The 24,191-nt window shown below is 49.2% G+C and carries 24 protein-coding genes; 12 read left to right on the forward strand and 12 right to left on the reverse strand.

Annotated features, from left to right (window positions below; translation table 11 throughout):
• Positions 1–65: 65 nt before the first annotated feature.
• The 4 genes from xylR to xylF form a co-directional block, all read right to left on the reverse strand.
• The gene (gene xylR, locus EQY_RS0101560) at positions 66–1,244 is read right to left on the reverse strand and encodes a D-xylose utilization transcriptional activator XylR (RefSeq protein ID WP_000494491.1); all 1,179 of its coding nucleotides are present in this window, start codon (positions 1,242–1,244) and stop codon (positions 66–68) included.
• A gap of 77 nt (positions 1,245–1,321) precedes the next feature.
• Positions 1,322–2,503 carry a xylose ABC transporter permease XylH gene (xylH, locus tag EQY_RS0101565; protein ID WP_000047001.1) on the reverse strand — a complete coding sequence of 394 codons (1,182 nt, stop codon included), beginning with the start codon at positions 2,501–2,503 and terminating at the stop codon, positions 1,322–1,324.
• Complete coding sequence (gene xylG, locus EQY_RS0101570) at positions 2,481–4,022, reverse strand: D-xylose ABC transporter ATP-binding protein (RefSeq protein ID WP_024212363.1); 1,542 nt, start codon at positions 4,020–4,022, stop codon at positions 2,481–2,483. Before xylG ends, xylH begins: the two co-directional genes overlap by 23 nt.
• A gap of 76 nt (positions 4,023–4,098) precedes the next feature.
• The gene (xylF, locus tag EQY_RS0101575) at positions 4,099–5,091 is read right to left on the reverse strand and encodes a D-xylose ABC transporter substrate-binding protein (protein WP_000694881.1); all 993 of its coding nucleotides are present in this window, start codon (positions 5,089–5,091) and stop codon (positions 4,099–4,101) included.
• Between the two features lie 367 nt (positions 5,092–5,458).
• On the opposite strand from xylF, the gene xylA reads away from it, so the two are divergent.
• The 4 genes from xylA to yiaA all read left to right on the forward strand — a co-directional run bounded on the left by xylA (position 5,459) and on the right by yiaA (position 9,289).
• Positions 5,459–6,781, forward strand: coding sequence for a xylose isomerase (xylA, locus tag EQY_RS0101580; protein WP_001149549.1), 1,323 nt, complete (start codon positions 5,459–5,461; stop codon positions 6,779–6,781).
• A 71-nt stretch (positions 6,782–6,852) separates the two neighbouring features.
• Positions 6,853–8,307 (forward strand): xylulokinase, encoded by a 1,455-nt coding sequence (gene xylB / locus EQY_RS0101585; protein ID WP_000275354.1) that lies wholly within the window; start codon positions 6,853–6,855, stop codon positions 8,305–8,307.
• Between the two features lie 167 nt (positions 8,308–8,474).
• Positions 8,475–8,816 (forward strand): inner membrane protein YiaB, encoded by a 342-nt coding sequence (gene yiaB / locus EQY_RS0101590; protein WP_010344952.1) that lies wholly within the window; start codon positions 8,475–8,477, stop codon positions 8,814–8,816.
• Between the two features lie 35 nt (positions 8,817–8,851).
• Positions 8,852–9,289 (forward strand): inner membrane protein YiaA, encoded by a 438-nt coding sequence (gene yiaA, locus EQY_RS0101595; protein WP_010344954.1) that lies wholly within the window; start codon positions 8,852–8,854, stop codon positions 9,287–9,289.
• A gap of 41 nt (positions 9,290–9,330) precedes the next feature.
• Here yiaA and EQY_RS0101600 read toward each other — a convergent pair whose 3' ends face one another.
• The gene (locus tag EQY_RS0101600) at positions 9,331–10,326 is read right to left on the reverse strand and encodes an acyltransferase (RefSeq protein WP_001182631.1); all 996 of its coding nucleotides are present in this window, start codon (positions 10,324–10,326) and stop codon (positions 9,331–9,333) included.
• Positions 10,327–10,500: 174 nt separating this feature from the next.
• On the opposite strand from EQY_RS0101600, the gene EQY_RS0101605 reads away from it, so the two are divergent.
• The 4 genes from EQY_RS0101605 (at position 10,501) to hokA (ending at position 14,359) form a co-directional block, all read left to right on the forward strand.
• Positions 10,501–10,800: a YsaB family lipoprotein gene (locus EQY_RS0101605; RefSeq protein ID WP_000980163.1), complete on the forward strand. Its 300-nt coding sequence runs from the start codon at positions 10,501–10,503 to the stop codon at positions 10,798–10,800.
• A 94-nt stretch (positions 10,801–10,894) separates the two neighbouring features.
• Positions 10,895–11,806: a glycine--tRNA ligase subunit alpha gene (glyQ, locus tag EQY_RS0101610; RefSeq protein WP_001168544.1), complete on the forward strand. Its 912-nt coding sequence runs from the start codon at positions 10,895–10,897 to the stop codon at positions 11,804–11,806.
• Positions 11,807–11,815: 9 nt separating this feature from the next.
• Positions 11,816–13,885 (forward strand): glycine--tRNA ligase subunit beta, encoded by a 2,070-nt coding sequence (gene glyS, locus EQY_RS0101615; protein WP_001291756.1) that lies wholly within the window; start codon positions 11,816–11,818, stop codon positions 13,883–13,885.
• A 321-nt stretch (positions 13,886–14,206) separates the two neighbouring features.
• Complete coding sequence (gene hokA, locus EQY_RS0101620) at positions 14,207–14,359, forward strand: type I toxin-antitoxin system toxin HokA (RefSeq protein WP_001135738.1); 153 nt, start codon at positions 14,207–14,209, stop codon at positions 14,357–14,359.
• Here the strand turns inward: hokA and EQY_RS26685 are convergent.
• From EQY_RS26685 to EQY_RS0101630, 3 genes are all read right to left on the reverse strand, one after another.
• Complete coding sequence (locus tag EQY_RS26685; protein WP_212735822.1) at positions 14,336–14,407, reverse strand: hypothetical protein; 72 nt, start codon at positions 14,405–14,407, stop codon at positions 14,336–14,338. The genes hokA and EQY_RS26685 overlap by 24 nt on opposite strands.
• Before the next feature lie 140 nt (positions 14,408–14,547).
• A complete protein-coding gene (gene cspE, locus EQY_RS0101625) occupies positions 14,548–14,760 on the reverse strand; it encodes a transcription antiterminator/RNA stability regulator CspE (protein ID WP_000014594.1) in 213 nt (70 codons plus the stop codon).
• Positions 14,761–15,040: 280 nt separating this feature from the next.
• Positions 15,041–15,331, reverse strand: a complete 291-nt coding sequence (locus tag EQY_RS0101630) for an HTH-type transcriptional regulator (protein WP_010344962.1) — start codon at positions 15,329–15,331, stop codon at positions 15,041–15,043.
• Positions 15,332–15,763: 432 nt separating this feature from the next.
• Here EQY_RS0101630 and EQY_RS0101635 point away from each other — a divergent pair, with 432 nt between their 5' ends.
• Positions 15,764–16,474, forward strand: coding sequence for a DUF3053 domain-containing protein (locus EQY_RS0101635; RefSeq protein WP_000190517.1), 711 nt, complete (start codon positions 15,764–15,766; stop codon positions 16,472–16,474).
• 49 nt (positions 16,475–16,523) lie between these two features.
• On the opposite strand, the gene ghrB is transcribed toward EQY_RS0101635, so the two are convergent.
• Both ghrB and EQY_RS0101645 read right to left on the reverse strand, forming a co-directional pair.
• Positions 16,524–17,498, reverse strand: coding sequence for a glyoxylate/hydroxypyruvate reductase GhrB (gene ghrB, locus EQY_RS0101640; RefSeq protein WP_000805001.1), 975 nt, complete (start codon positions 17,496–17,498; stop codon positions 16,524–16,526).
• 103 nt (positions 17,499–17,601) lie between these two features.
• Positions 17,602–18,261, reverse strand: a complete 660-nt coding sequence (locus EQY_RS0101645) for an OmpA family lipoprotein (RefSeq protein WP_000747625.1) — start codon at positions 18,259–18,261, stop codon at positions 17,602–17,604.
• A gap of 152 nt (positions 18,262–18,413) precedes the next feature.
• Here EQY_RS0101645 and bisC point away from each other — a divergent pair, with 152 nt between their 5' ends.
• On the forward strand, positions 18,414–20,747 hold the full coding sequence (gene bisC, locus EQY_RS0101650; RefSeq protein ID WP_024212364.1) for a biotin sulfoxide reductase: 2,334 nt from the start codon (positions 18,414–18,416) through the stop codon (positions 20,745–20,747).
• On the opposite strand, the gene EQY_RS0101655 is transcribed toward bisC, so the two are convergent.
• Both EQY_RS0101655 and tag read right to left on the reverse strand, forming a co-directional pair.
• Positions 20,716–21,156: an N-acetyltransferase gene (locus tag EQY_RS0101655; RefSeq protein WP_000617459.1), complete on the reverse strand. Its 441-nt coding sequence runs from the start codon at positions 21,154–21,156 to the stop codon at positions 20,716–20,718. The two genes, bisC and EQY_RS0101655, sit on opposite strands and share 32 nt — an antisense overlap.
• Complete coding sequence (tag, locus tag EQY_RS0101660; protein WP_000438938.1) at positions 21,153–21,716, reverse strand: DNA-3-methyladenine glycosylase I; 564 nt, start codon at positions 21,714–21,716, stop codon at positions 21,153–21,155. The genes EQY_RS0101655 and tag overlap by 4 nt, the downstream gene beginning before the upstream one ends.
• Before the next feature lie 157 nt (positions 21,717–21,873).
• On the opposite strand from tag, the gene EQY_RS0101665 reads away from it, so the two are divergent.
• Together EQY_RS0101665 and EQY_RS0101670 are read left to right on the forward strand one after the other, a co-directional pair.
• Positions 21,874–22,572, forward strand: coding sequence for an autotransporter outer membrane beta-barrel domain-containing protein (locus EQY_RS0101665; protein WP_000584406.1), 699 nt, complete (start codon positions 21,874–21,876; stop codon positions 22,570–22,572).
• Positions 22,573–22,800: 228 nt separating this feature from the next.
• Positions 22,801–24,003 (forward strand): L-lactate MFS transporter, encoded by a 1,203-nt coding sequence (locus EQY_RS0101670; protein ID WP_000189033.1) that lies wholly within the window; start codon positions 22,801–22,803, stop codon positions 24,001–24,003.
• The last annotated feature ends 188 nt before the right edge of the window (positions 24,004–24,191 follow it).

Raw genomic sequence — 24,191 nt, forward strand, 5'->3', positions numbered from 1 at the left:
CGGATAAGGCGTTCACGCCGCATCCGACAACCACGAAATGTTGCCAGGCGGATTTTCCCCTTCCGCTACAGCATTACCTCGCTATTTACATCGCGATACTCTTTTGGTGTCGTGTCATACGCTTTTTTAAAAACAGAGTAGAAGTATTGCAGCGATGGATAACCGCACATTTGCGATATCTCATTGATCGACAAGGTAGTAGAAATCAGCAGGCTGCGCGCTTTCTCCAGCTTCTCGGCATGAATCATGGCGTGAATAGTTTCACCCACTTCTTCTTTAAACCGTTTCTCAAGATTAGATCGCGATATGCCCACCGCATCCAGAACCTGATCCACTTTAATTCCTTTGCAGGCATGATTGCGGATGTAATGCATGGCCTGAATAACGGCGGGATCGGTCAGCGAACGGTAATCCGTTGAACGCCGTTCGATGACACGGACTGGCGGAACCAAAATCCGCTGCAACGGCATCTCTTCTTTATCTAATAAGCGATGCAACAGTTTTGCCGCCTGATAGCCCATTTGTCGGGCGCCCTGGGCGACAGAAGAGAGGGCGACACGCGAAAGATAGCGGGTCAATTCTTCGTTATCTATGCCTATCACGCATAATTTTTCCGGTACGGGGATGTGCAGATGCTCGCATACTTGCAGAATATGCCGCGCCCGGGCGTCAGTGACGGCAATAATTCCTGTTTGCGGTGGCAGCGTTTGCAGCCAGTCTGCCAGCCGATTTTGCGCGTGTTGCCAGTTCTCTGGTGCGGTTTCCAGCCCCTGATAAACCACACCTCGGTACTTCTCTTCAGCCACAAGCTGGCGAAAGGCATACTCGCGTTCGGCGGCCCAGCGTTTGCCGCTCGGCTCTGGCAGACCATAAAAAGCAAAGCGGTTAACGCCTTTCTCTTTTAAATGCAAAAATGCGCTTTCAACCAGCGCGTAGTTATCGGTGGCAATGTAATGTACGGGCGGATAGCTTTCTGCCAGGTGATACGAGCCACCAACGCCAACAATAGGGACGTTGACATCAGCCAATGCTTGCTCGATTTGTTTATCGTCGAAGTCGGCGATGACGCCATCTCCTAACCAGTCCTTGATTTTATCAATGCGGGCGCGGAAATCTTCTTCAATGAAAATATCCCATTCCGATTGCGACGCCTGTAAATATTCCCCTACACCTTCTACTACTTGACGGTCATAGGCTTTATTAGCATTGAACAGCAACGTGATGCGATGACGTTTAGTAAACATGGTTCTTTTCCTGCTGAATCATGTAAAAACTCAAAACCGGTAATACGTTACCGGCTTTGAGAAAATTTTTATCAAAGTCAGGAACGGCGTTTGGTTGCGGAGTCCATCCATACTGCCAGCAACAGAATCGCACCTTTGACGATATACTGCCAGAAGGTCGGTACATCCATCATACTCATACCGTTATCTAGTGAAGCCATGATGAATGCCCCCATTACTGCTCCGGCAACACTTCCCACACCGCCTGCCAGACTAGTACCACCAATCACGCATGCTGCAATCGCGTCCAGCTCGGCGATATTCCCCGCAGAAGGTGAACCAGCGCCAAGTCGAGAACTAAGAATTAACCCGGCGATGGCTACCATCAAACCGTTGATAGCAAACACAGCAAGTTTTGTTCGTTCAACGTTAATCCCGGATAGCCGTGCCGCTTCCAGATTACCGCCAATAGCGTAAATGCGTCGCCCAAAAGCTGTCCGTGTTGCCATAAACATTCCACCGAGTAACAGCAACGTCAGCAGTAGAACAGGAGTAGGAACGCCACGGTAATCATTTAGCAGCCAGATTGCGCCTAAAACAATAATAGCCGTTAATGCCTGGCGACCGACCACCGCTGTAGATGCCGGAGACTGCAAACCCAAAGCCTGACGGCGCATTCTTCCGCGCCATTGCCAGCCGACAAAAGCCATTAAACCAAGCGCGCCGATGATGAAACCGGTACTTGCTGGTAGATAGCTTTGCCCAATTTGTGACATCGCGGCGCTGGTGGGGGAAACGGTCGTGCCGTTGGTGATACCAATAAGGATGCCGCGAAATGCCAACATGCCTGCCAGGGTGACAATAAATGACGGGACTTTGCGGTACGCGACCCACCACCCATTCCACGCTCCGAGAAGCAGCCCCAGAACCAATGTCACAATGATAGTGAGCGGCAGCGGCCAGCCCAACCAAACGTCGCAGATAGCGGCGACCCCACCTAATAGCCCCATCATGGAGCCGACCGAGAGGTCGATTTCAGCAGAAATTATGACGAATACCATACCTACCGCGAGAATGCCGGTAATTGCGGTCTGGCGCAGCAGGTTGGAAACGTTACGGGCGCTTAAGTAGGCGCCATCGGTGGTCCAGGTAAAGAACAGCATGATTGCGATGATCGCTGCAATCATCACGAAGACCTGTAAATTCAGTGACTTAAGCCAAGAAAAGCCACCGGATGTCGGTACGGCTAATTTCACTTCAGACGGATTGCTTTTCGACATGATGTTCGCTCCTCAATGCGGCTTCCATCACCTGCTCCTGAGTCAGGTTATGATTTATCAGGTTGGCTTTTAGTTCTCCTTCATGCATCACCAGCACACGATCGCTAAGGCCGAGTACTTCAGGTAATTCAGAAGAGATGACAATAACGGCAATACCTTGCTGGACGAGTTGGTTAATTAATTTGTAGATCTCGTATTTCGCGCCAATATCGATACCCCTGGTGGGTTCATCAAGAATGAGAATGCGCGGGTTAAGTAATAGACAGCGAGCGAGGATCGCTTTTTGCTGATTGCCGCCGCTCAAACGTCCAATAGCAAGGTCGGGGGACGACGTTTTAACTTTGAGTTGCTGGATGGATTCCAGAATACATTTTTGCTCTGCGGCATCATCAAGCTGGCTGATCCCTCCGGTAAATTTATTGAGTGCGGCGAGGGTAATATTTTTACCAACTGCCATTACCGGAACGATGCCATCGCGCTTTCTGTCTTCTGGCACCATCGCAATACCCTGGGCGATCGCTTGCTGGCAGTTGCGAATATCCACCTGTTTGCCGTCAATATAGATTTTCCCTTCCCACTGTCCGGGCCAAACGCCAAACAGGCATTGAATGGTTTCGGTACGCCCGGCGCCGACCAGTCCGGCAATACCCAGTATTTCACCGCGTTTCAGAGAAAAAGAGACATCATTAACTCGTTTAATATGGCGATTAACCGGATGCCACGCCGTCAAGTGCTCAATACGTAATATTTCATCACCCGTGATATGCGGTTCGTTAGGGTAAAGTGCCGTTAATTCTCGCCCTACCATCATAGTGATAATATCGTCTTCGCTCATTCCGGCTGCATCACGTGTTCCTATATGCTGACCGTCGCGAATAACGCAAATCGTATCGGAAATTGCTTTAACTTCGTTGAGTTTGTGCGAAATATAGATACAGGCGATACCGTGTTGTTGCAGATCGCGAATAATATCCAGTAAAACCGTGGTTTCCAGCTCGGTTAATGAGGCTGTCGGTTCATCGAGAATTAATAAACGCACCTGCTTATTTAGCGCCTTGGCAATTTCAACCAGTTGTTGTTGCCCAAGCCCTAAATCGCCAACGCGGGTATCGGGTGAAATGGATAAACTGACCTGCGCTAATAGCTTCTGGCAGCGTAGCGTCATCTGGTCATAATCCATAATCCCATTGTGGGTTATTTCGTTACCCAAGAAGATATTTTCCAACACGGTCAATTCTTTCACCAGGGCTAATTCCTGGTGAATGATGGCGATGCCTTTGCGTTCGGTATCGCGGATGTGACTTGCCTGAATCTCTTCGCCAGCAAAAATAATTTCGCCTTCGTAGGAGCCATGAGGATAAATTCCACACAGCACTTTCATCAGCGTTGATTTACCAGACCCATTTTCCCCACAGAGTGAGACGATTTCGCCAGCGTTTAGCCGCAAGCTGACGTTATCTATCGCCTTCACGGTGCCGAAGGTTTTGGTAATGTTCTTCATTTCAAGTAGATAAGACATAACGACTCCACCTAAGCCAATCAGTTCACGCGGCATGGAGAGAAATCACGCCCCGGTCAGCGCCGGGGCGTGATGCTTAAAGCTCGCTCTCTTTGTGGAATCCGTCTTTAATTACCGTATCTTTGATGTTGTTTTTATTAACATCGATTGGTGTCAGCAGGCGGGATGGAACATCTTTCAGACCATTATTCAGTGTGGTATCTGCTTTTGGTTCCTGACCATTGCCCAACTCAACGGCAATTTCTGCGGCAGTATTTGCCAACAACGTAATGGGTTTATACACCGTCATAGTTTGCGTACCGGCAGCAATACGTTTTATGCCCGCGAGATCCGCATCCTGGCCGGAAATTGCCACTTTGCCTGATAAACCTTGAGCACTTAATGCCTGAATCGCCCCGCCAGCGGTAGCATCGTTTGAGGCAACAACCGCATCAATTTTGTTATTGTTGGCAGTTAGCGCATTTTCCATAATTTTCAGCGCATTTTCTGGTAACCAGCCATCAACCCATTGGTCGCCAACGACTTTAATTTTTCCTGAGTCAACATAAGGTTTTAATACTTTCATTTGCCCGGCGCGGAATAGCTTGGCGTTGTTATCGACCGGGGAGCCACCCATCAGGAAATAATTGCCTTGTGGGACGATATCAACCAGGGCTTTTGCTTGCAGTTCGCCGACTTTTTCATTATCGAAAGAAATATAAAAATCGATATCTGCATCATTAATCATGCGGTCGTAAGCTAATACTTTTATACCTTCTTGTTTGGCTTCTTTTACAACGTTACTTAATACCTGACCGTTATACGGAATAATGACAAGAACGTCGACGCCCCGGTTAATCATGTTTTCAATCTGCGACATTTGGGTTTCTTCATTGCCATTCGCAGATTGTACAAATACTTTTGCACCGAGAGATTCTGCTTTTTTAACAAAGATATCCCGATCCTTTTGCCAGCGTTCAAGACGGAGATCATCAATCGCCATTCCTATTTTTACTTCTTTGGCGTGCGCCGCGACGTTAGTAAGCAGAAGTGAGGTGCAAAGGGTGAGTAAAATGTTCTTTATTTTCATGATTCAGAGGCCTTCTGTTGTTAGAGGACAGCTTAAAAAAGTAACAATCACCGCGATAAACGTAACCAATTTTTAGCAACTAAACAGGGGAAAACAATTACAGATTTTTATCTTTCGATTACGATTTTTGGTTTATTTCTTGATTTATGACAGAGATCTTACTTTTGTTGATTAATTGTACTTGTTGCATTTTTCTATTCGAGAAATCACCCGGTTTCATCATTCCATATTATTTTTGCGAGCGAGCGCACACTTGTGAATTATCTCAATAGCAGTGTGAAATAACATAATTGAGCAACTGAAAGGGAGTGCCCAATATTACGACATCATCCATCACACGCGGCATTACCTGATTATGGAGTTCATTATGCAAGCCTATTTTGACCAGCTCGATCGCGTTCGTTATGAAGGTCCGAAATCCTCTAACCCGTTAGCATTCCGTCATTACAACCCCGACGAACTGGTGTTGGGCAAGCGTATGGAAGACCACTTGCGTTTTGCCGCCTGCTACTGGCACACCTTCTGCTGGAACGGGGCGGACATGTTTGGCGTGGGCGCGTTTAATCGTCCGTGGCAGCAGCCTGGCGAAGCCCTCGCGCTGGCGAAGCGTAAAGCCGATGTCGCATTCGAGTTTTTCCACAAACTACATGTGCCGTTTTATTGCTTCCATGACGTGGATGTTTCCCCGGAAGGCTCATCGTTAAAAGAGTACATCAATAACTTTGCGCAAATGATCGATGTGCTGGCTGGCAAGCAAGAAGAGAGCGGCGTGAAACTGCTGTGGGGAACAGCCAACTGCTTTACTAACCCTCGCTATGGCGCAGGCGCGGCGACGAATCCAGATCCCGAAGTCTTTAGCTGGGCAGCTACACAAGTTGTTACCGCGATGGAAGCAACGCATAAACTGGGTGGTGAAAACTATGTGCTGTGGGGCGGTCGTGAAGGTTACGAAACTCTGTTGAATACCGATCTTCGTCAGGAGCGCGAACAGCTTGGTCGTTTTATGCAGATGGTGGTTGAGCATAAACATAAAATCGGTTTCCAGGGCACGCTGCTTATCGAACCGAAACCGCAAGAACCGACCAAACATCAATATGATTACGATGCCGCCACGGTTTACGGTTTCCTGAAACAGTTTGGCCTGGAGAAAGAGATTAAACTGAATATTGAAGCGAACCACGCGACGCTTGCGGGTCACTCTTTCCACCATGAAATTGCCACAGCCATTGCGCTTGGTCTGTTCGGTTCTGTCGATGCTAACCGTGGCGACGCGCAACTGGGCTGGGATACTGACCAGTTCCCGAACAGCGTGGAAGAGAACGCGCTGGTAATGTATGAAATCCTCAAAGCAGGTGGCTTCACGACCGGCGGTCTGAACTTTGATGCCAAAGTACGTCGTCAGAGCACTGATAAATATGATCTGTTCTACGGTCATATTGGGGCGATGGATACGATGGCGCTGTCACTGAAAATTGCAGCCCGCATGATTGAAGACGGCGAACTGGATAAACGCGTAGCACAACGTTATTCCGGCTGGAATAGTGAACTGGGTCAGCAAATCCTGAAAGGTCAAATGTCATTGGCTGATTTAGCAAAATATGCTCAGGACAACAATCTGGCGCCGGTGCATCAGAGTGGACGCCAGGAGCAACTGGAAAATCTGGTAAATCATTATCTGTTCGACAAATAACGGCTAATTGTGCAGTCCGCAAGCCCGGTTATCGGTAGCGATACCGGGCATTTTTTTAAGGAACAATCGCTATGTATATCGGGATAGATCTTGGCACATCGGGCGTAAAAGTTATTTTGCTCAACGAGCAAGGTGAAGTGGTCGCTTCGCAAACGGAAAAACTAACCGTTTCGCGTCCGCATCCACTCTGGTCGGAGCAAGATCCGGAACAGTGGTGGCTGGCGACTGGTCGCGCGATGAAAATCCTGGGTGAACAGCATTCTCTGCGAGACGTTAAAGCATTGGGTATTGCCGGGCAAATGCATGGTGCTACTTTACTTGATGCTCAGCAGCGGGTGCTACGTCCCGCCATTTTGTGGAACGACGGGCGCTGCGCGGAGGAGTGTGCTTTGCTGGAAGCGCGAGTTCCGCAGTCGCGGAATATTACAGGCAACCTGATGATGCCCGGATTTACCGCGCCTAAATTACTGTGGATTCAGCGAAACGAGCCAGAGATATTCCTTCAGGTAGACAAAGTATTATTGCCGAAAGATTATTTGCGTCTGCGGATGACGGGAGAATTCGCCAGTGATATGTCTGATGCAGCCGGCACCATGTGGCTGGATGTCGCAAAGCGTGACTGGAGCGATGTTATGCTGGAGGCTTGCCAGTTATCTCGAGATCAGATGCCAGCATTATACGAAGGCAGCGAAATTACCGGCACTTTGCTACCTGAGGTTGCAAAAGCGTGGGGAATGAATGCAGTGCCGGTTGTTGCGGGCGGCGGCGATAATGCGGCTGGCGCGGTTGGTGTGGGTATGGTTGATGCCAACCAGGCAATGTTATCGCTGGGGACTTCAGGTGTTTATTTTGCGGTGAGCGAAGGTTTCCTAAGTAAGCCGGAAAGTGCCGTACACAGCTTTTGCCATGCTTTACCTGAGCGTTGGCATTTAATGTCGGTGATGCTGAGTGCGGCGTCGTGTCTGGACTGGGCGACGAAATTAACCGGTCTGAGCGATGTCCCCGCTTTAATTGCCGCAGCTCAGCAGGCCGATGAGAATGTCGATCCTGTCTGGTTTTTGCCTTATCTTTCCGGCGAGCGCACGCCGCACAATAATCCACAGGCAAAGGGCGTTTTCTTCGGTCTGACCCATCAACACGGCCCCGCAGAACTGGCTCGCGCGGTACTGGAAGGCGTGGGGTATGCGTTGGCGGATGGCATGGATGTCGTACATGCCTGTGGCATTCAACCGCAAAGCATTACACTGATTGGTGGCGGAGCGCGTAGCGAGTACTGGCGTCAGATGCTGGCGGATATTAGCGGTCAGCAACTGGATTACCGCACGGGGGGGGATGTAGGCCCTGCACTGGGCGCAGCAAGGCTGGCACAGACTGCTGCGAATCCAGAGAAATCGCTCATTGAATTGTTGCCACAACTGCCCTTAGAACAGTCGCATCTGCCGGATGCGCAGCGTTATACCGCTTATCAGCCACGACGTGAAACGTTCCGTCGCCTCTATCAGCAACTTCTGCCGCTAATGGCATAATATTTCCCCCTGCCTTATGTGGCGGGGGATAATCTCCATCTATATATATTTAGAATATATTAATTTTTTATATGAATTTATTCTGAAAATCATTTGTTAATGGCATTTTTCAGTTTTGTCTTTCGTTGGTTACTCGTAATGTATCGCAGGTAGATATGGAGATCGTTATGAAAACCTCAAAGACTGTAGCAAAACTATTATTTGTGGTCGGGGCGCTGGTTTATCTGATTGGATTATGGATCTCATGTCCATTGTTAAGTGGCAAAGGCTATTTTCTTGGCGTGTTAATGACGGGGACTTTTGGTAACTATGCATATCTGCGCGCAGAAAAACTTGGGCAACTGGATGATTTGTTTATCCGCATCTGCCAGTTGGTAGCGTTAATCACCATCGGTCTCTTGTTTATCGGTGTTTTAAACGCACCTATCAATGCTTATGAAATGGTGATCTACCCCATCGCCTTTTTTGTCTGCTTGTTTGGTCAAATGCGAGTATTTCGCTCGGCATAAAGCTCTTAAGCTTCAGGAATGAAAGGAAGTCAGTGATGGAAAACAAAATATCAACCTATTCTCCGGCATTCAGTATTGTGTCATGGATAGCTCTCGTTGGTGGTATCGTTACCTATCTGTTAGGGCTATGGAATGCAGAGATGCAGTTAAATGAAAAAGGATATTATTTTGCCGTACTGGTATTAGGACTGTTTTCTGCAGCGTCTTATCAAAAGACCGTTCGGGACAAGTATGAAGGCATACCGACCACCTCCATTTATTATATGACCTGCCTGACTGTGTTTATTATCTCTGTTGCATTACTGATGGTAGGTCTGTGGAATGCGACGTTATTACTCAGCGAAAAAGGCTTCTATGGTCTGGCCTTCTTTTTAAGCTTGTTTGGTGCAGTAGCGGTGCAGAAAAATATCCGTGATGCTGGGATCAACGCACCAAAAGAAACGATGGCTGCGCAGGAAGAATATAGCGAATAATCTACGTAAGCCCGGTCAGTCCAGTGTGACCGGGCTTTTACTTAACTTACTAATCTGTTTTTATCGATTCGTTGTACCAGTACAGAAAGCAACAAGCTTGCTGCCAGCGTCGCGCAAAAGATCCAAATAATATCCAGTATTGGCCAGCTTTTAAGCTCAATACCACTGGTGCGCAGCGCATGGATAATCAACGCGTGGAACCCGTATATACCCAGAGAATGACGGGATATCAGTCCAAGCCCGCTAACAGTACGCGTATCCAGTGTATTTTTTACCAGAGTCAGTAACGCAATTGCGCAGATAAAAACCATCGGACCACAGTAAAGATACCAGGTATCAGCAAAGTTTCCGCGCCACTGTAATTCATATAATGTCCCGCGAGAGATAATAAATACCCCGGCGATAAACAGTGCGGCGCTCATCCACGACAGTGGCTTGTGTTGCGTGTCCATCATCCCAATGGCGCGGCCCAACATGCCATACAGGATGTAGTAAAAAGTATCGCCATTGATATATAAGTTAATTGGTAGCCATTCAAAACCGTCGATCTTCTGTGGCACTGTGTTTGGGTTGGCGATGATGCCAATCACCACCATTAGCACCAACAACATTTTACCGCCGACGTGCTTTACCTGAATCAGCGGCGAAACCAGATAAATCACCGCAATCGCGAAGAAAAACCATAAGTGATAAAACACCGGCTTTTGTAGCAGGTTTTTCAGCGATATCTCCACATTGATGGAAGTAAACAGTGCAATGTAGAGCAGCGCAACTGCGCTATAAAACAGCAGGCATAAGCCGATGCGCAAGAAATTGTGCGGCTGGGCGCTGCGTTCGCCAAAAAAGAGATAGCCGGAAATCATGAAAAATAGCGGTACGCTGACACGAGAGGCAGAATTTAGAATATTCGCGATATCCCAGGTGATGGGGCTAACACTATGGGCATTGGTCACATACCAGGTAGTGGTGTGAATCATCACCACCATTAAACACGCTATCCCTCGCAGGTTATCAATCCAGTAAATTTTGGGCTGCATCTGTGTCTCTGTATCTGGTTAAAAAAAGTCTGACTGATAAATCATTCGGTTGGTGCACTGGAATAATCTGAGTTTTATCACTACAGCTTATAGAGGCTTGAGGAAATTCGTAAGATATCAGCCACTATACCGATATAAATAATAAGACTCACCTGCAAACCAGACGGTAATTTAATGATGATGAACTCTTTCTTTCCGGTAATGGCGCTTATGGTGTTAGTAGGATGCTCAACAACGCCACCCGTACAGAAAGCACAACGGGTAAAAGTTGATCCGCTGCGTTCGTTGAATATGGAAGCCTTATGCAAGGATCAGGCAGCAAAACGTTATAACACCGGCGAGCAAAAAATCGACGTCACCGCATTTGAACAGTTCCAGGGGAGTTACGAAATGCGCGGCTATACCTTTCGGAAAGAGCACTTTGTCTGTTCTTTTGACGCGGATGGCCATTTTTTGCATCTTTCCATGCGTTAAGCCCTGCTTTTTCCCGTTTCGTACTGTATATCTTCCATCCAGCGGGTATACTGATCCCTTCCTTTAAATCCACACGTATCCAGCACGAAATAATATGCAAAAGTTTGATACCAGGACCTTCCAGGGCTTGATCCTGACCTTACAGGATTACTGGGCTCGCCAGGGCTGCACCATTGTTCAACCATTGGACATGGAAGTCGGCGCGGGAACCTCTCACCCAATGACCTGTCTGCGCGCGCTGGGGCCAGAACCGATGGCGGCTGCTTATGTCCAGCCTTCTCGTCGCCCGACCGATGGTCGCTACGGCGAAAACCCCAACCGCTTACAGCATTACTATCAGTTCCAGGTGGTGATTAAGCCATCGCCGGACAATATCCAGGAGCTGTACCTCGGTTCTCTGAAAGAGCTGGGCATGGACCCGACTATCCACGATATTCGTTTCGTGGAAGATAACTGGGAAAACCCGACGCTGGGTGCCTGGGGGCTGGGCTGGGAAGTGTGGCTGAACGGCATGGAAGTGACGCAGTTCACTTACTTCCAGCAGGTTGGTGGTCTGGAGTGTAAACCGGTTACCGGCGAGATCACCTATGGTCTGGAACGTCTGGCGATGTACATTCAGGGCGTAGACAGCGTTTACGACCTGGTCTGGAGCGACGGCCCGCTGGGTAAAACCACTTATGGCGACGTGTTCCATCAGAACGAAGTGGAGCAGTCCACTTATAACTTCGAATACGCGGACGTGGACTTCCTGTTCACCTGCTTCGAGCAGTACGAGAAAGAAGCGCAGCAGCTGCTGGCGCTGGAAAATCCGCTGCCGCTGCCTGCCTACGAGCGTATTCTGAAAGCCGCCCACAGCTTCAACCTGCTGGATGCGCGTAAAGCCATCTCCGTCACTGAGCGTCAGCGTTATATTTTGCGCATTCGCACCCTGACCAAAGCAGTGGCAGAAGCATACTACGCTTCCCGTGAAGCCCTCGGCTTCCCGATGTGCAACAAAGATAAGTAAGAGGCGGCTATGTCTGAGAAAACTTTTCTGGTGGAAATCGGCACTGAAGAGCTGCCACCAAAAGCACTGCGCAGCCTGGCTGAGTCCTTTGCTGCGAACTTTACTGCGGAGCTGGATAACGCTGGCCTCGCACACGGCACCGTTCAATGGTTTGCGGCTCCGCGTCGTCTGGCGCTGAAAGTGGCTAACCTGGCGGAAGCCCAGCCTGACCGTGAAATCGAAAAACGCGGCCCGGCGATTGCCCAGGCTTTCGACGCCGAAGGCAAACCGAGTAAAGCAGCAGAAGGCTGGGCGCGTGGTTGCGGGATCTCCGTTGACCAGGCCGAGCGTCTGACTACTGACAAAGGCGAATGGCTACTGTATCGCGCTCATGTGAAGGGCGAAAGCACCGAGGCACTTGTTCCGAACATGGTAGCCACTTCGCTGGCGAAACTACCGATCCCGAAACTGATGCGCTGGGGCGCGTCTGACGTGCACTTCGTGCGTCCGGTGCACACCGTAACTTTGCTGCTGGGCGATAAAGTCATTCCGGCAACCATTCTGGGTATTCAGTCCGATCGCGTAATTCGTGGACATCGCTTTATGGGTGAGCCGGAAATTACCATCGACAATGCCGATCAGTATCCGGAAATTCTGCGTGAGCGCGGTAAAGTCATCGCCGATTACGAAGAGCGTAAGGCGAAGATTAAAGTCGATGCTGAAGAAGCGGCGCGTAAGATTGGTGGTAATGCTGACTTAAGCGAAAGCCTTCTGGAAGAAGTGGCTTCGCTGGTTGAATGGCCGGTTGTTCTGACCGCGAAATTCGAAGAGAAATTCCTCGCTGTGCCGTCTGAAGCACTGGTTTATACCATGAAAGGTGACCAGAAATACTTCCCGGTGTATGCGAACGACGGCAAACTGCTGCCGAACTTTATCTTCGTTGCCAACATTGAGTCGAAAGATCCGCAGCAAATTATCTCTGGTAACGAGAAAGTCGTTCGTCCACGTCTGGCTGATGCCGAGTTCTTCTTCAACACCGACCGTAAAAAACGTCTTGAAGATAACCTGCCGCGCCTGCAAACCGTGCTGTTCCAGCAACAGCTGGGGACGCTGCGCGATAAAACTGACCGCATTCAGGCTCTGGCTGGCTGGATCGCTGAACAGATTGGCGCTGACGTTAACCACGCAACTCGTGCTGGGCTGCTGTCCAAGTGTGACCTGATGACCAACATGGTCTTTGAGTTCACCGACACCCAGGGCGTTATGGGTATGCACTACGCGCGTCATGATGGTGAAGCGGAAGATGTCGCGGTGGCGCTGAACGAGCAGTATCAACCGCGCTTTGCCGGTGATTCCCTGCCGTCTAACCCGGTAGCCTGTGCGCTGGCGATTGCTGACAAGATGGATACCCTGGCGGGCATCTTCGGTATTGGTCAGCATCCGAAAGGTGATAAAGACCCGTTTGCGCTGCGTCGTGCGGCGCTGGGCGTGCTGCGTATTATCGTTGAGAAGAACCTCAATCTTGATCTGCAAACGCTGACCGAAGAAGCTGTGCGCTTGTACGGTGATAAGCTGACTAACGCCAATGTGGTGGATGACGTTATCGACTTTATGCTCGGTCGCTTCCGCGCCTGGTATCAGGACGAAGGTTACACCGTCGACACCATCCAGGCGGTACTGGCGCGTCGTCCGACTCGTCCGGCAGATTTTGATGCCCGCATGAAGGCGGTATCGCACTTCCGTACCCTGGAAGCAGCGGCAGCACTGGCGGCGGCGAACAAGCGTGTATCTAACATTCTGGCGAAATCAGACGAAGTGCTGAGCGATCGCGTGAATGCCTCCACCCTGAAAGAGCCGGAAGAAATTAAACTGGCGATGCAGGTAGTTGTATTGCGCGACAAGCTGGAGCCGTACTTCGCAGAAGGTCGTTATCAGGATGCGCTGGTCGAACTGGCTGAGTTGCGTGAACCGGTTGATGCCTTCTTCGATAAAGTGATGGTAATGGTCGATGACAAAGAACTACGTATCAACCGTCTGACCATGCTGGAAAAACTGCGCGAATTATTCCTGCGTGTAGCGGATATTTCTTTACTGCAGTAATAACTCCTTTATTAAAAAGTCTGCCAGATGGCAGACTTTTTTTTCACTAAATAATACAGCTACCTTTAATAATCTTCTGCTGAATAAAAATCATCTCATATATTAATTTTATGATATTTTTTTCGGAATTTATTAAGGAGAGGAAAAGAGGTTATTACGCTAAAATAAGCCTGGGTGCTTGAGACTGTTTGTCTCAGGTATTCACCAAAAGGCAGACAGAGAAAAGCCCCACCTGACTATAAATCAAAGTGAGGCTGCCCTATGCCTGAACACCATAAGGTTAGCCTCTTACTCGTTGGAAATCAACACAGGAGGCTGGGAATGCCGCAGAAATATAGATTGCTTTCTTTAATAGTGATTTGTTTCACGCTTTTATTTTTCACCTGGATGATAAGAGATTCACTGTGTGAATTGCATATTAAACAGGGAAGCTATGAGCTGGCGGCATTTTTAGCCTGCAATTTGAAAGAGTAAGAGTCTTTGGCGGGAAATTATTCCCGCCTTTCTTACGGCGTTGCGCATTCTCATTGCACCCAAATTTATTCTTTATAAAAATAATAATAGATTATATTACGCGATCGATTATTTATTTCCTGAAATAACAAATAAAAAAATCCCCGCCAATTGGCAGGGATCTTAGATTCTGTGCTTTTAAGCAGAGATTACAGGCTGGTTACATTACCAGCTGCCGGGCCTTTAGCGCCGCTTTCGATGGTGAAGGACACTTTCTGACCTTCGTCCAGAGATTTGTAACCATCGTTCTGGATAGCAGAGAAGTGTACGAACACGTCTTTAGAGCCATCGTCAGGAGTGATGAAGCCGAAGCCTTTGTCAGCGTTGAACCATTTTACGATACCAGTCATTTTACCGGACATAGTGTATTACCTTTAATAATTAAGTGTGCCTTTCGGCGATATGGCGTGCTTTACAGATTTTGAAGCGTTAAAGGAATGTGCACTACGAGGGGTATCAACGATAACTCTTGAAGGGACTTGCCTTACTACACTGCTTTAATGGTCTGTACGTCAAACCGTTGATGTGCATTAAGCCACGCATTGAATGGTGATGCAACAATTATTTTCCATATTTATGATTAATTGGTCGGAAAACGGTCCTGTCATCAGGACCGTAAACATCAATACAGTGGATAAAAGTCTATTCCATCAACTGTTTACTTAATGCTGGGTTGGCCTGGATCAGGCGCATCAATTTTAGTTCGGCACTGGAAGGCTTTACGCGTCTGGACTCCCATTCTTTCACCATGGCTACTGATACGCCCAAAACCCGGGCGAAATCATCAATTTTTAACCCTGTCCCTTTACGTAATTGCTCGATTTCGGTACAAGGCGTTGTTCTGTGCGTCAGGGTAATCTTTTGCGTTTCATCTTTAAAAACAATTTGTTCCAGGCTACTCAACAGCTCATGCATTGGATCTTTATATTCCATTGAAAACTCCTCAAATCACACTGCGGGATCGTGAATTTCATCGAAGCTCATTAAGAATAGTCGGGAAAAGCAGACACAGCGGGGAGAAACCCGTGAGTGATTTAAGTATGATTCGATTCAGCTACTAAGTTGCCGTGACTTATAGTCGTCTAACGATATGATTAATGCCGAAATATTTCTCAGCGTCCTGGGATTGTAAAGATTCCGAAAATTTGGCCTACCAAGAGAAGGGATGTGCTGACCACAAAAACGCAATAGCAATGCCTGTTTTTAACAATAAAACAACAAATTAACTCTTCTTCATTTTCTACATCATTTTCCCAGGAAGATTATGCATAAAGGGTATCCTGTAAGCCTGTCCTGGACTATCCTTGTCAGCGTCAGACACGCGTGTGTCGTTGTGCGCTTTTTTTGGGTGAAAGGAGTAAGAAAATGGCGACAGGAAAGTCCTGCTCTCGCTGGTTTGCGCCTCTTGCGGCGTTATTAATGGTAGTTAGCCTGAGTGGGTGTTTTGATAAAGAAGGCGATCAGCGTAAAGCGTTTATCGACTTCCTGCAGAATACAGTGATGCGTAGCGGTGAACGTCTACCAACCCTGACTGCCGATCAGAAAAAACAGTTTGGTCCTTTTGTCTCTGATTACGCGATCCTGTATGGCTATTCCCAACAGGTTAATCAGGCGATGGATTCCGGTCTGCGTCCGGTTGTAGACAGCGTTAACGCGATTCGCGTACCACAGGATTACGTCACGCAAAGTGGTCCACTGCGTGAAATGAACGGATCTCTTGGCGTACTGGCGCAACAATTGCAAAATGCGAAGTTGCAGGCCGATGCTGCGCACTCTGCGCTAAAACAGACCGATGACCTGAAACCGGTCTTTGATCAGGCATTCACTAAAGTAGTGACGACCCCAGCTGATGCGTTGCAACCGCTGATTCCGGCGGCTCAAACGTTCACGCAGCAACTGGTGATGGTGGGGGACTACATTGCTCAACAAGGTACTCAGGTGAGCTTTGTCGCGAATGGCATCCAGTTCCCGACTTCACAGCAGGCGAGTGAATATAACAAACTGATTGCGCCATTACCGGCACAGCATCAGGCGTTTAATCAGGCCTGGACCACGGCAGTCACTGCAACCCAATAAAGAGTAAAAGCCCGAACGGTTATCGGGCTTTTCTCCACGCAGTCGCGGCTTAGTCCGCGACGTGCGGATTCACACAGTTCTTCTCAACCTTCCCCTGCAACGCATTAATCAAATTATCCACGGCACAGGCAGCCATGCCATAACGCGTCTCATGGGTGGCTGAACCAATATGTGGTACTGCAACGACATTTGTCATTGAGAGCAACGGCGAATCTACTGGCAATGGCTCTTGTTCGAAGACATCCAGACCAGCGGCGTGAATTTCCCCTTTCTGCAACGCCGCAATCAGTGCATTTTCGTCAACTACCGGCCCACGCCCTGCATTAATGAAAATGGCGGAGGATTTCATTTTGGCGAATTGTTCTGCGCCAAACAGGTGATGAGTTTCTTCAGTTAGCGGCAGGATCAGGCAAACGAAATCTGATTCTTGTAACAGCGTATCCAGATCGCAGTAGCGGGCGTTAAAGCGTTCCTCTGCTTCTTTATGGTGGCGGCGCGCGTTATAGAGAATTGGCATATTGAAGCCAAAGTGCGCGCGCTGTGCCAGGGCCATGCCGATCCGTCCCATCCCGACAATGCCCAGTGTTTTATGGTGAACGTCAACGCCGTACCAGTCCGGGCCGATATTGGCGGTCCATTCGCCAGCTTTTACGCGTTCCGCCACTTCCACAATCCGACGCGCTGTACACAGCACCAGCGCCATCAGCGTATCGGCGACGGTTTCCGTTAACACGGTTGGCGTATGCATCAGCAGGATTTTTCGAGCGTTAAGCGCATCGACGTCGAAATTGTCATAGCCGACGGAGACAGTTGAAGTGGCACGCAGTTTTGGCATTTTTTCCAGTAATGCGGCATCAACATTCTCGTTTGAACCCAGTAAACCTTCAGCTTCGGCAAAAATCGCCGCGTTTTGTTCGATGGTTTGTGGATTGAGGTCTGCTACCTGGTGAACGGTGAAATGCTCTTGCAGGCGTTGCAGTAGATCATCAGGTAAGGCTTTGTAGAGGATAACGGACGGCTTCATTCTTCTCTCCATTCACTGATAAGGCGATCACCTTAGCCTGAAATATGATGAAGGAAAACTGAAGAATGCCAGGTGATTTCTGCATCACCCGGCATGAAAGGGATTAGAGCGGGCTTAAAGTGATTTCTACACGGCGGTTTTGCGCCTTACCTTCAGCGGTGCTGTTGCTGGCGATCGGATTAGCCGGGCCAAGACCCTGAGTACGGATGCGGCTGGCGTCCACACCCTGGGTGATCAACGCGCTGGCAACGGAATCCGCACGCTGCTGGGAGAGACGCATGTTCAGGTCGTGACCACCCGTGCTGTCGGTATAACCAATCACGTTAACTGCCGTTTTTGGGTACTCTTTCAGCACCATTGCCACGCCAGTCAGCGTGTTAGCACCGGCCGGTTTAAGGGTCGCGCTGCTGCTGTCAAAGGTCACATTGTTCGGCATGTTAAGGATAATGTTGTCCCCGCTGCGGGTTACGCTAACGCCGGTGCCGCGCATTTTGTCACGCAGCTTCGCTTCCTGTACATCCATATAATAACCAACGCCACCGCCCAGTGCCGCGCCTGCTGCTGCGCCAATCAGCGCGCCTTTACCGCGATCTTTCTTCGAAGAAGAGAGCGCGCCAATACCCGCGCCAACGAGAGAGCCCAGACCTGCGCCGATAGCAGATTTGCCTGCTTCACGTTCGCCGGTGTAAGGGTTAGTTGTACAGCCAGATACCGCCAGAGCGCCGCTCACGACGGCAGCAATAAGATAAACACGTTTCTTCATTGTTAATCCTTAATAACCTTTTTATTCTTGTTCACGAGTGCCGTGGCGGGAGATTATGCCGTGTGAACATGAAGATTATTCCTGGGAATACTCGGAAATTTGTAAGTAATATTTAACTGCCCAATACATCTAACCTTTCAGGAGCCTTCGGTTTGGCCAATTCATCCTCACGTTATTCCGTTCTGACTGCCGCCCACTGGGGATCCATGCTGGTTGAAACCGACGGTGAAACAGTTTTTAACTCGCGTGGCGCGTTAGCGACAGAGCTGGAAAACTCCTTGCAGAGCGCGGTTCGCGACCAGGTTCACAGCAATACGCGGGTACGATTTCCAATGGTGCGCAAAGGCTTTCTCGCGTCACCAGAAAACCCGCAAGGCATTCGTGGGCAGGATGAATTTGTTCGCGTGAGTTGGGATGAGGCGCTGGATCTTATTCACCATCAACATAAACGTATTCGTGAGGCTTATGGCCCAGCATCGATTTTTGCTGGTTCCTACGGCTGGCGTTCAAATGGCGTCTTGCATAAAGCGTCAACTTTATTACAACGCTATATGGCGCTGGCAGGCGGTTATACCGGGCATCTGGGGGATTATTCGACCGGCGCGGCACAGGCGATCATGCCGTATGTCGTGGGGGGCAGCGAAGTTTATCAACAGCAAACCAGTTGGCCGCTGGTGCTGGAACATAGTGATGTCGTGGTATTGTGGAGTGCTAACCCTCTCAATACGCTGAAAATTGCGTGGAATGCATCCGATGAGCAGGGGCTTTCTTACTTTTCTGCATTGCGTGACAGCGGGAAAAAGCTGATCTGCATTGATCCAATGCGATCGGAAACCGTCGATTTCTTTGGCGATAAAATGGAGTGGATAGCTCCCCATATGGGCACGGATGTTGCGCTAATGCTGGGGATCGCCCATACGCTGGTGGAAAATGACTGGCACGACGAAGAGTTTCTGGCGCGTTGCACCACGGGTTATGACGTCTTCGCCTCCTATTTGCTGGGCGAGAAAGACGGAATAGCGAAAACTGCCGAATGGGCGGCGGAGATTTGCGGCATTCCACCCGAGAAGATTCGCGAGCTGGCGGCTATTTTCCACCAAAACACTACGATGCTGATGGCGGGATGGGGAATGCAGCGCCAACAGTTTGGTGAGCAAAAACACTGGATGATCGTCACGCTGGCGGCAATGTTGGGGCAAATCGGCACACCCGGCGGCGGCTTTGGCCTTTCTTACCATTTTGCCAATGGCGGCAATCCGACCCGCCGCGCTGCGGTGCTCTCTTCCATGCAAAGTAGTTTGCCCGGCGGCACCGATGCGGTGGATAAAATCCCTGTTGCCCGCATTGTTGAAGCACTGGAAAACCCTGGTGGCGCATATCAACACAACGGTATGAACCGACATTTCCCGGATATTCGTTTTATCTGGTGGGCGGGCGGTGCCAACTTTACCCACCATCAGGATACCAATCGTCTGATTCACGCCTGGCAAAAACCAGAGCTGGTGGTGATCTCCGAATGCTTCTGGACGGCGGCGGCAAAACACGCTGATATCGTTCTCCCTGCGACCACGTCGTTTGAGCGTAATGATCTCACCATGACCGGAGATTACAGCAATCAGCATCTGGTGCCGATGAAACAAGTGGTGCCACCGCGTGGTGAAGCACGTAATGATTTTGATGTTTTTGCTGAATTAAGCGAACGGTGGGAAAAGGGCGGCTACGCGCGATTTACAGAAGGGAAAAGTGAGTTGCAATGGCTGGAAACGTTTTATAACGTCGCCCGGCAGCGTGGGGCAAGTCAGCAGATACAATTGCCACCATTTGATGAGTTCTGGGAAGCCAACCAATTCATTGAGATGCCGGAAAACCCAGACAGCGAGCGGTTTATTCGCTTCGCTGATTTTCGCCGCGATCCGCAGGCGTATCCGTTAAAAACCGCCAGCGGCAAGATTGAAATCTTCTCACAGCGTATTGCCGATTACGCTTATCCGGATTGCCCAGGGCATCCAATGTGGCTGGAGCCGGACGAATGGCAGGGCAATGCAGAACCGGAACAGTTGCAGATACTTTCTGCTCACCCGGCACATCGTCTGCACAGTCAGCTGAATTACAGTTCCTTGCGCGAATTGTATGCGGTGGCAAATCGTGAACCTGTCACCATTCACCCAGAAGATGCGCGGGCGCGGGGTATACAAGATGGCGATACAGTTCGGGTGTGGAACTCGCGCGGACAAATCCTTGTCGGAGCCGTCATTAGCGAAGGTATTAAACCTGGCGTGATTTGTATTCACGAAGGCGCGTGGCCAGATCTTGATTTATCTGCTGGCGGCATTTGTAAAAATGGTGCGGTTAACGTGCTAACTAAAGACCTTCCCAGCTCGCGGCTGGGGAATGGCTGTGCGGGTAACACGGCGCTGGCATGGCTGGAAAAATATAATGGCCCGGAGCTGTCGCTTACGGCGTTTGATCCGCCTGCCAATCCATAATCCAGGTAGGGAGTTGGGTTTCCTCCTGCCATGCGCAGTCGACAATATGAAACCCCTGCGCATGGTAAAAATCTATCGCCGGTTGGTTTTTTTGATAAACCTCCAGCAACAAATGGGGATGGCGCTGCTGTACATGTTGCATCAGCGCCTTACCAATGCCGCGTCTGATGGCCTTCGGTGCGACAAACATCGCTGCCAGAAACCGGCCCTCCATAATGCTGACAAAACCGAGAAATTCACCATTGTCTTCCCACACCCAGTTTTGCGCGTTGGCTAGATATGCATCACGCACCAGCGGAATGCAGTCACGCCAATAGCTTGTTTCTATAAAGGGATGTCCCCAGCTTGTGCTTTCCAGCCATAACTCCAGAATCGCGGGCAGTTCCGAAAGCAGTGCTTCCCGAATCATGATTTGTTCCCCGGATGGCAACAGCAGCTAACCACATGATCATTCACCAGCCCACATGCCTGCATAAAGGAGTAACAAATTGTCGTGCCAACAAACTTAAAGCCGCGTTTTTTCAGAGCCTTGGAGAGCGCGTCGGAGGCGGGCGTTGAAGTAGGGATTTCGCTCAATGTTCTGGCTTGTGTCACTTGTGGCTGGTGGTTTACGAACGACCAGACAAAGTCGGCAAACGGTTCGCCGTTTTGCTCCATTTGCAGGTAAGCGCGCGCATTGCCGATAATGGCCTGGATTTTTCCACGATGGCGGATAATCCCGGTATCCTGTACCAGTCTTTCGATATCGTCTTCCTGCATTGCCGCGACCTTGACGGGATCAAACTGATGAAAACAAGCGCGATAATTTTCACGTTTTTTGAGGACGGTAATCCAGGATAACCCAGCCTGTTGTCCTTCAAGGCAGATCATTTCGAACAGTTTTTTACTGTCGGTTTCAGGCACGCCCCACTCATTATCGTGGTAGGCAATATAAAGTGGGTCCTGACTCACCCAGCCGCAACGTTCCATACTTTCCCTCGCTATATACCAGACCGTAAAAATTTCAGCCGCTTTTCTTGACGCATCGGTGAAAAAGTCAATATTTAATACAGGGCTACTATGCCCGATATCCTTCATACAATGACAATAATATTGCCGAATTCGGCTCTTTTCTGGAGTCGTGTTAATGATCATAAAAAAATGCGGTGGCCACTGGACGTTAAGTTTGCTGGCGAGCGTTGTAATCAGTTCTCTTTTTCTCAACACAGCTTATGCCTGGCAACAAGAATATATCGTTGATACGCAGCCTGGGCATACTACGGAGCGTTATACCTGGGATAGTGATCACCAACCTGATTACAACGATATTTTGTCGCAACGTATTCAAAGTAGCCAAAGGGCGCTGGGACTGGAAGTCAATCTGGCGGAGGATACGCCTGCCGATGTGACCAGCAGTATGAGTATGGGCTGGAATTTCCCTTTATATGAACATGTTACAACAGGCCCAGTCGCCGCATTGCATTATGATGGTACGACCATTTCGATGTATAACGAGTTTGGCGACAGCAATGCAACGTTGACCGATCCGTTATGGCATGCCAGCGTCAGTACATTAGGCTGGCGTGTTGATTCCCGGCTTGGTGATTTTCGTCCCTGGGCGCAAATCAGCTATAACCAGCAATTTGGTGAGAATATCTGGAAGGCTCAATCAGGCCTGAGCCGCATGACGGCGACAAATCAGAACGGCAATTGGCTTGATGTGACTGTGGGAGCCGATATGTTGCTTAACCCACATATTGCCGCTTATGCCGCGTTATCTCAGGCAGAAAACAGCAACAATAATAATGATTATTTGTATAGCATGGGCGTTAGCGCCAGATTTTAACTTGTTATTTACAATTTGAACCCGCGTATAACAATCATTGTGTTGATAGTGGGTACTAACTGACACAATTATTATTGTGGTGAATATTTGTCACGTCATTCATTCCTGAACTAAGGCATTTCATTCCGTTCTGATGGCATTTCATGCCGTTTTTCCCCTGGCATAAAGTGCACTTCGATATGGTTGTCGGCAGAGACCTTTCCTTTTTATTAATGCAGGAACACTGCCATGACACCTTCCAACTATCAACGTACGCGCTGGCTGACGCTTATCGGTACTATTATTACCCAGTTCGCCCTGGGTTCGGTTTATACCTGGAGCCTGTTTAACGGTGCACTTTCCGCCAAACTGGATGCACCGGTAAGCCAGGTGGCTTTCTCCTTTGGCCTGTTGAGTCTGGGACTGGCAATTTCGTCTTCTGTCGCGGGAAAATTACAGGAACGTTTTGGCGTTAAACGCGTCACTATGGCTTCCGGTATTTTGCTGGGATTAGGCTTCTTCCTGACCGCGCATTCCAACAACCTGATGATGCTGTGGCTGAGTGCCGGTGTGCTGGTCGGTCTGGCAGATGGCGCGGGTTACTTGCTGACGCTCTCTAACTGCGTGAAGTGGTTCCCGGAACGTAAAGGTTTGATCTCCGCATTCGCCATTGGTTCCTATGGTCTGGGTAGCCTGGGGTTCAAATTTATCGACACGCAACTGCTGGAAACGGTCGGTCTGGAAAAAACCTTTATAATTTGGGGCGCGATTGCGCTGGTGATGATTGTTTTTGGCGCGACCTTAATGAAAGATGCGCCGAAACAGGAAGTCAAAACCCATAATGGCGTGGTGGAAAATGATTTCACACTGGCAGAGTCAATGCGAAAACCGCAGTACTGGATGCTGGCGGTAATGTTCCTGACTGCCTGCATGAGTGGCCTGTATGTTATTGGGGTGGCGAAAGATATCGCGCAGAGTCTGGCGCATCTTGATGCAATTTCCGCAGCCAACGCAGTGACGGTCATTTCAATTGCTAACCTTTCAGGTCGTCTGGTTCTGGGTATTCTGTCTGACAAAATCGCCCGTATTCGGGTCATCACCATTGGACAGGTGGTTTCGCTGGTGGGCATGGCGGCACTGCTGTTCGCTCCACTCAATGCGTTAACGTTCTTCGCGGCGATTGCCTGCGTGGCGTTTAACTTCGGCGGCACAATCACGGTGTTCCCGTCACTGGTCAGCGAGTTCTTTGGACTTAATAATCTGGCGAAAAACTACGGTGTAATTTACCTCGGTTTCGGTATCGGCAGCATTTGCGGCTCGATTATCGCCTCACTGTTTGGTGGTTTCTATGTGACCTTCTACGTGATTTTCGCCCTGCTGATTCTGTCTCTTGCACTTTCTACGACTATTCGCCAGCCAGGGCAGAAGGTGTTGCGCGAGGTTCACGTCTAAAAATATCATTGTAAGAAAATGAAGGGGAGGGACGTGAGTTTCTCCCTTTTCCTATTTCAGAGTATAAATAGAACAATGTATTCTTTCTGTGGATGCATTACTCTATTTATATAAAATATTAATATAAATATTTTCCGAAAGTATATTTCCCTATTGATGTTGTTTTTTATAACATGCTGAATTTAATA

Origin of the sequence: Escherichia sp. TW14182 (genome assembly GCF_000208525.1) — a bacterium.
Lineage (GTDB): Bacteria > Pseudomonadota > Gammaproteobacteria > Enterobacterales > Enterobacteriaceae > Escherichia > Escherichia ruysiae.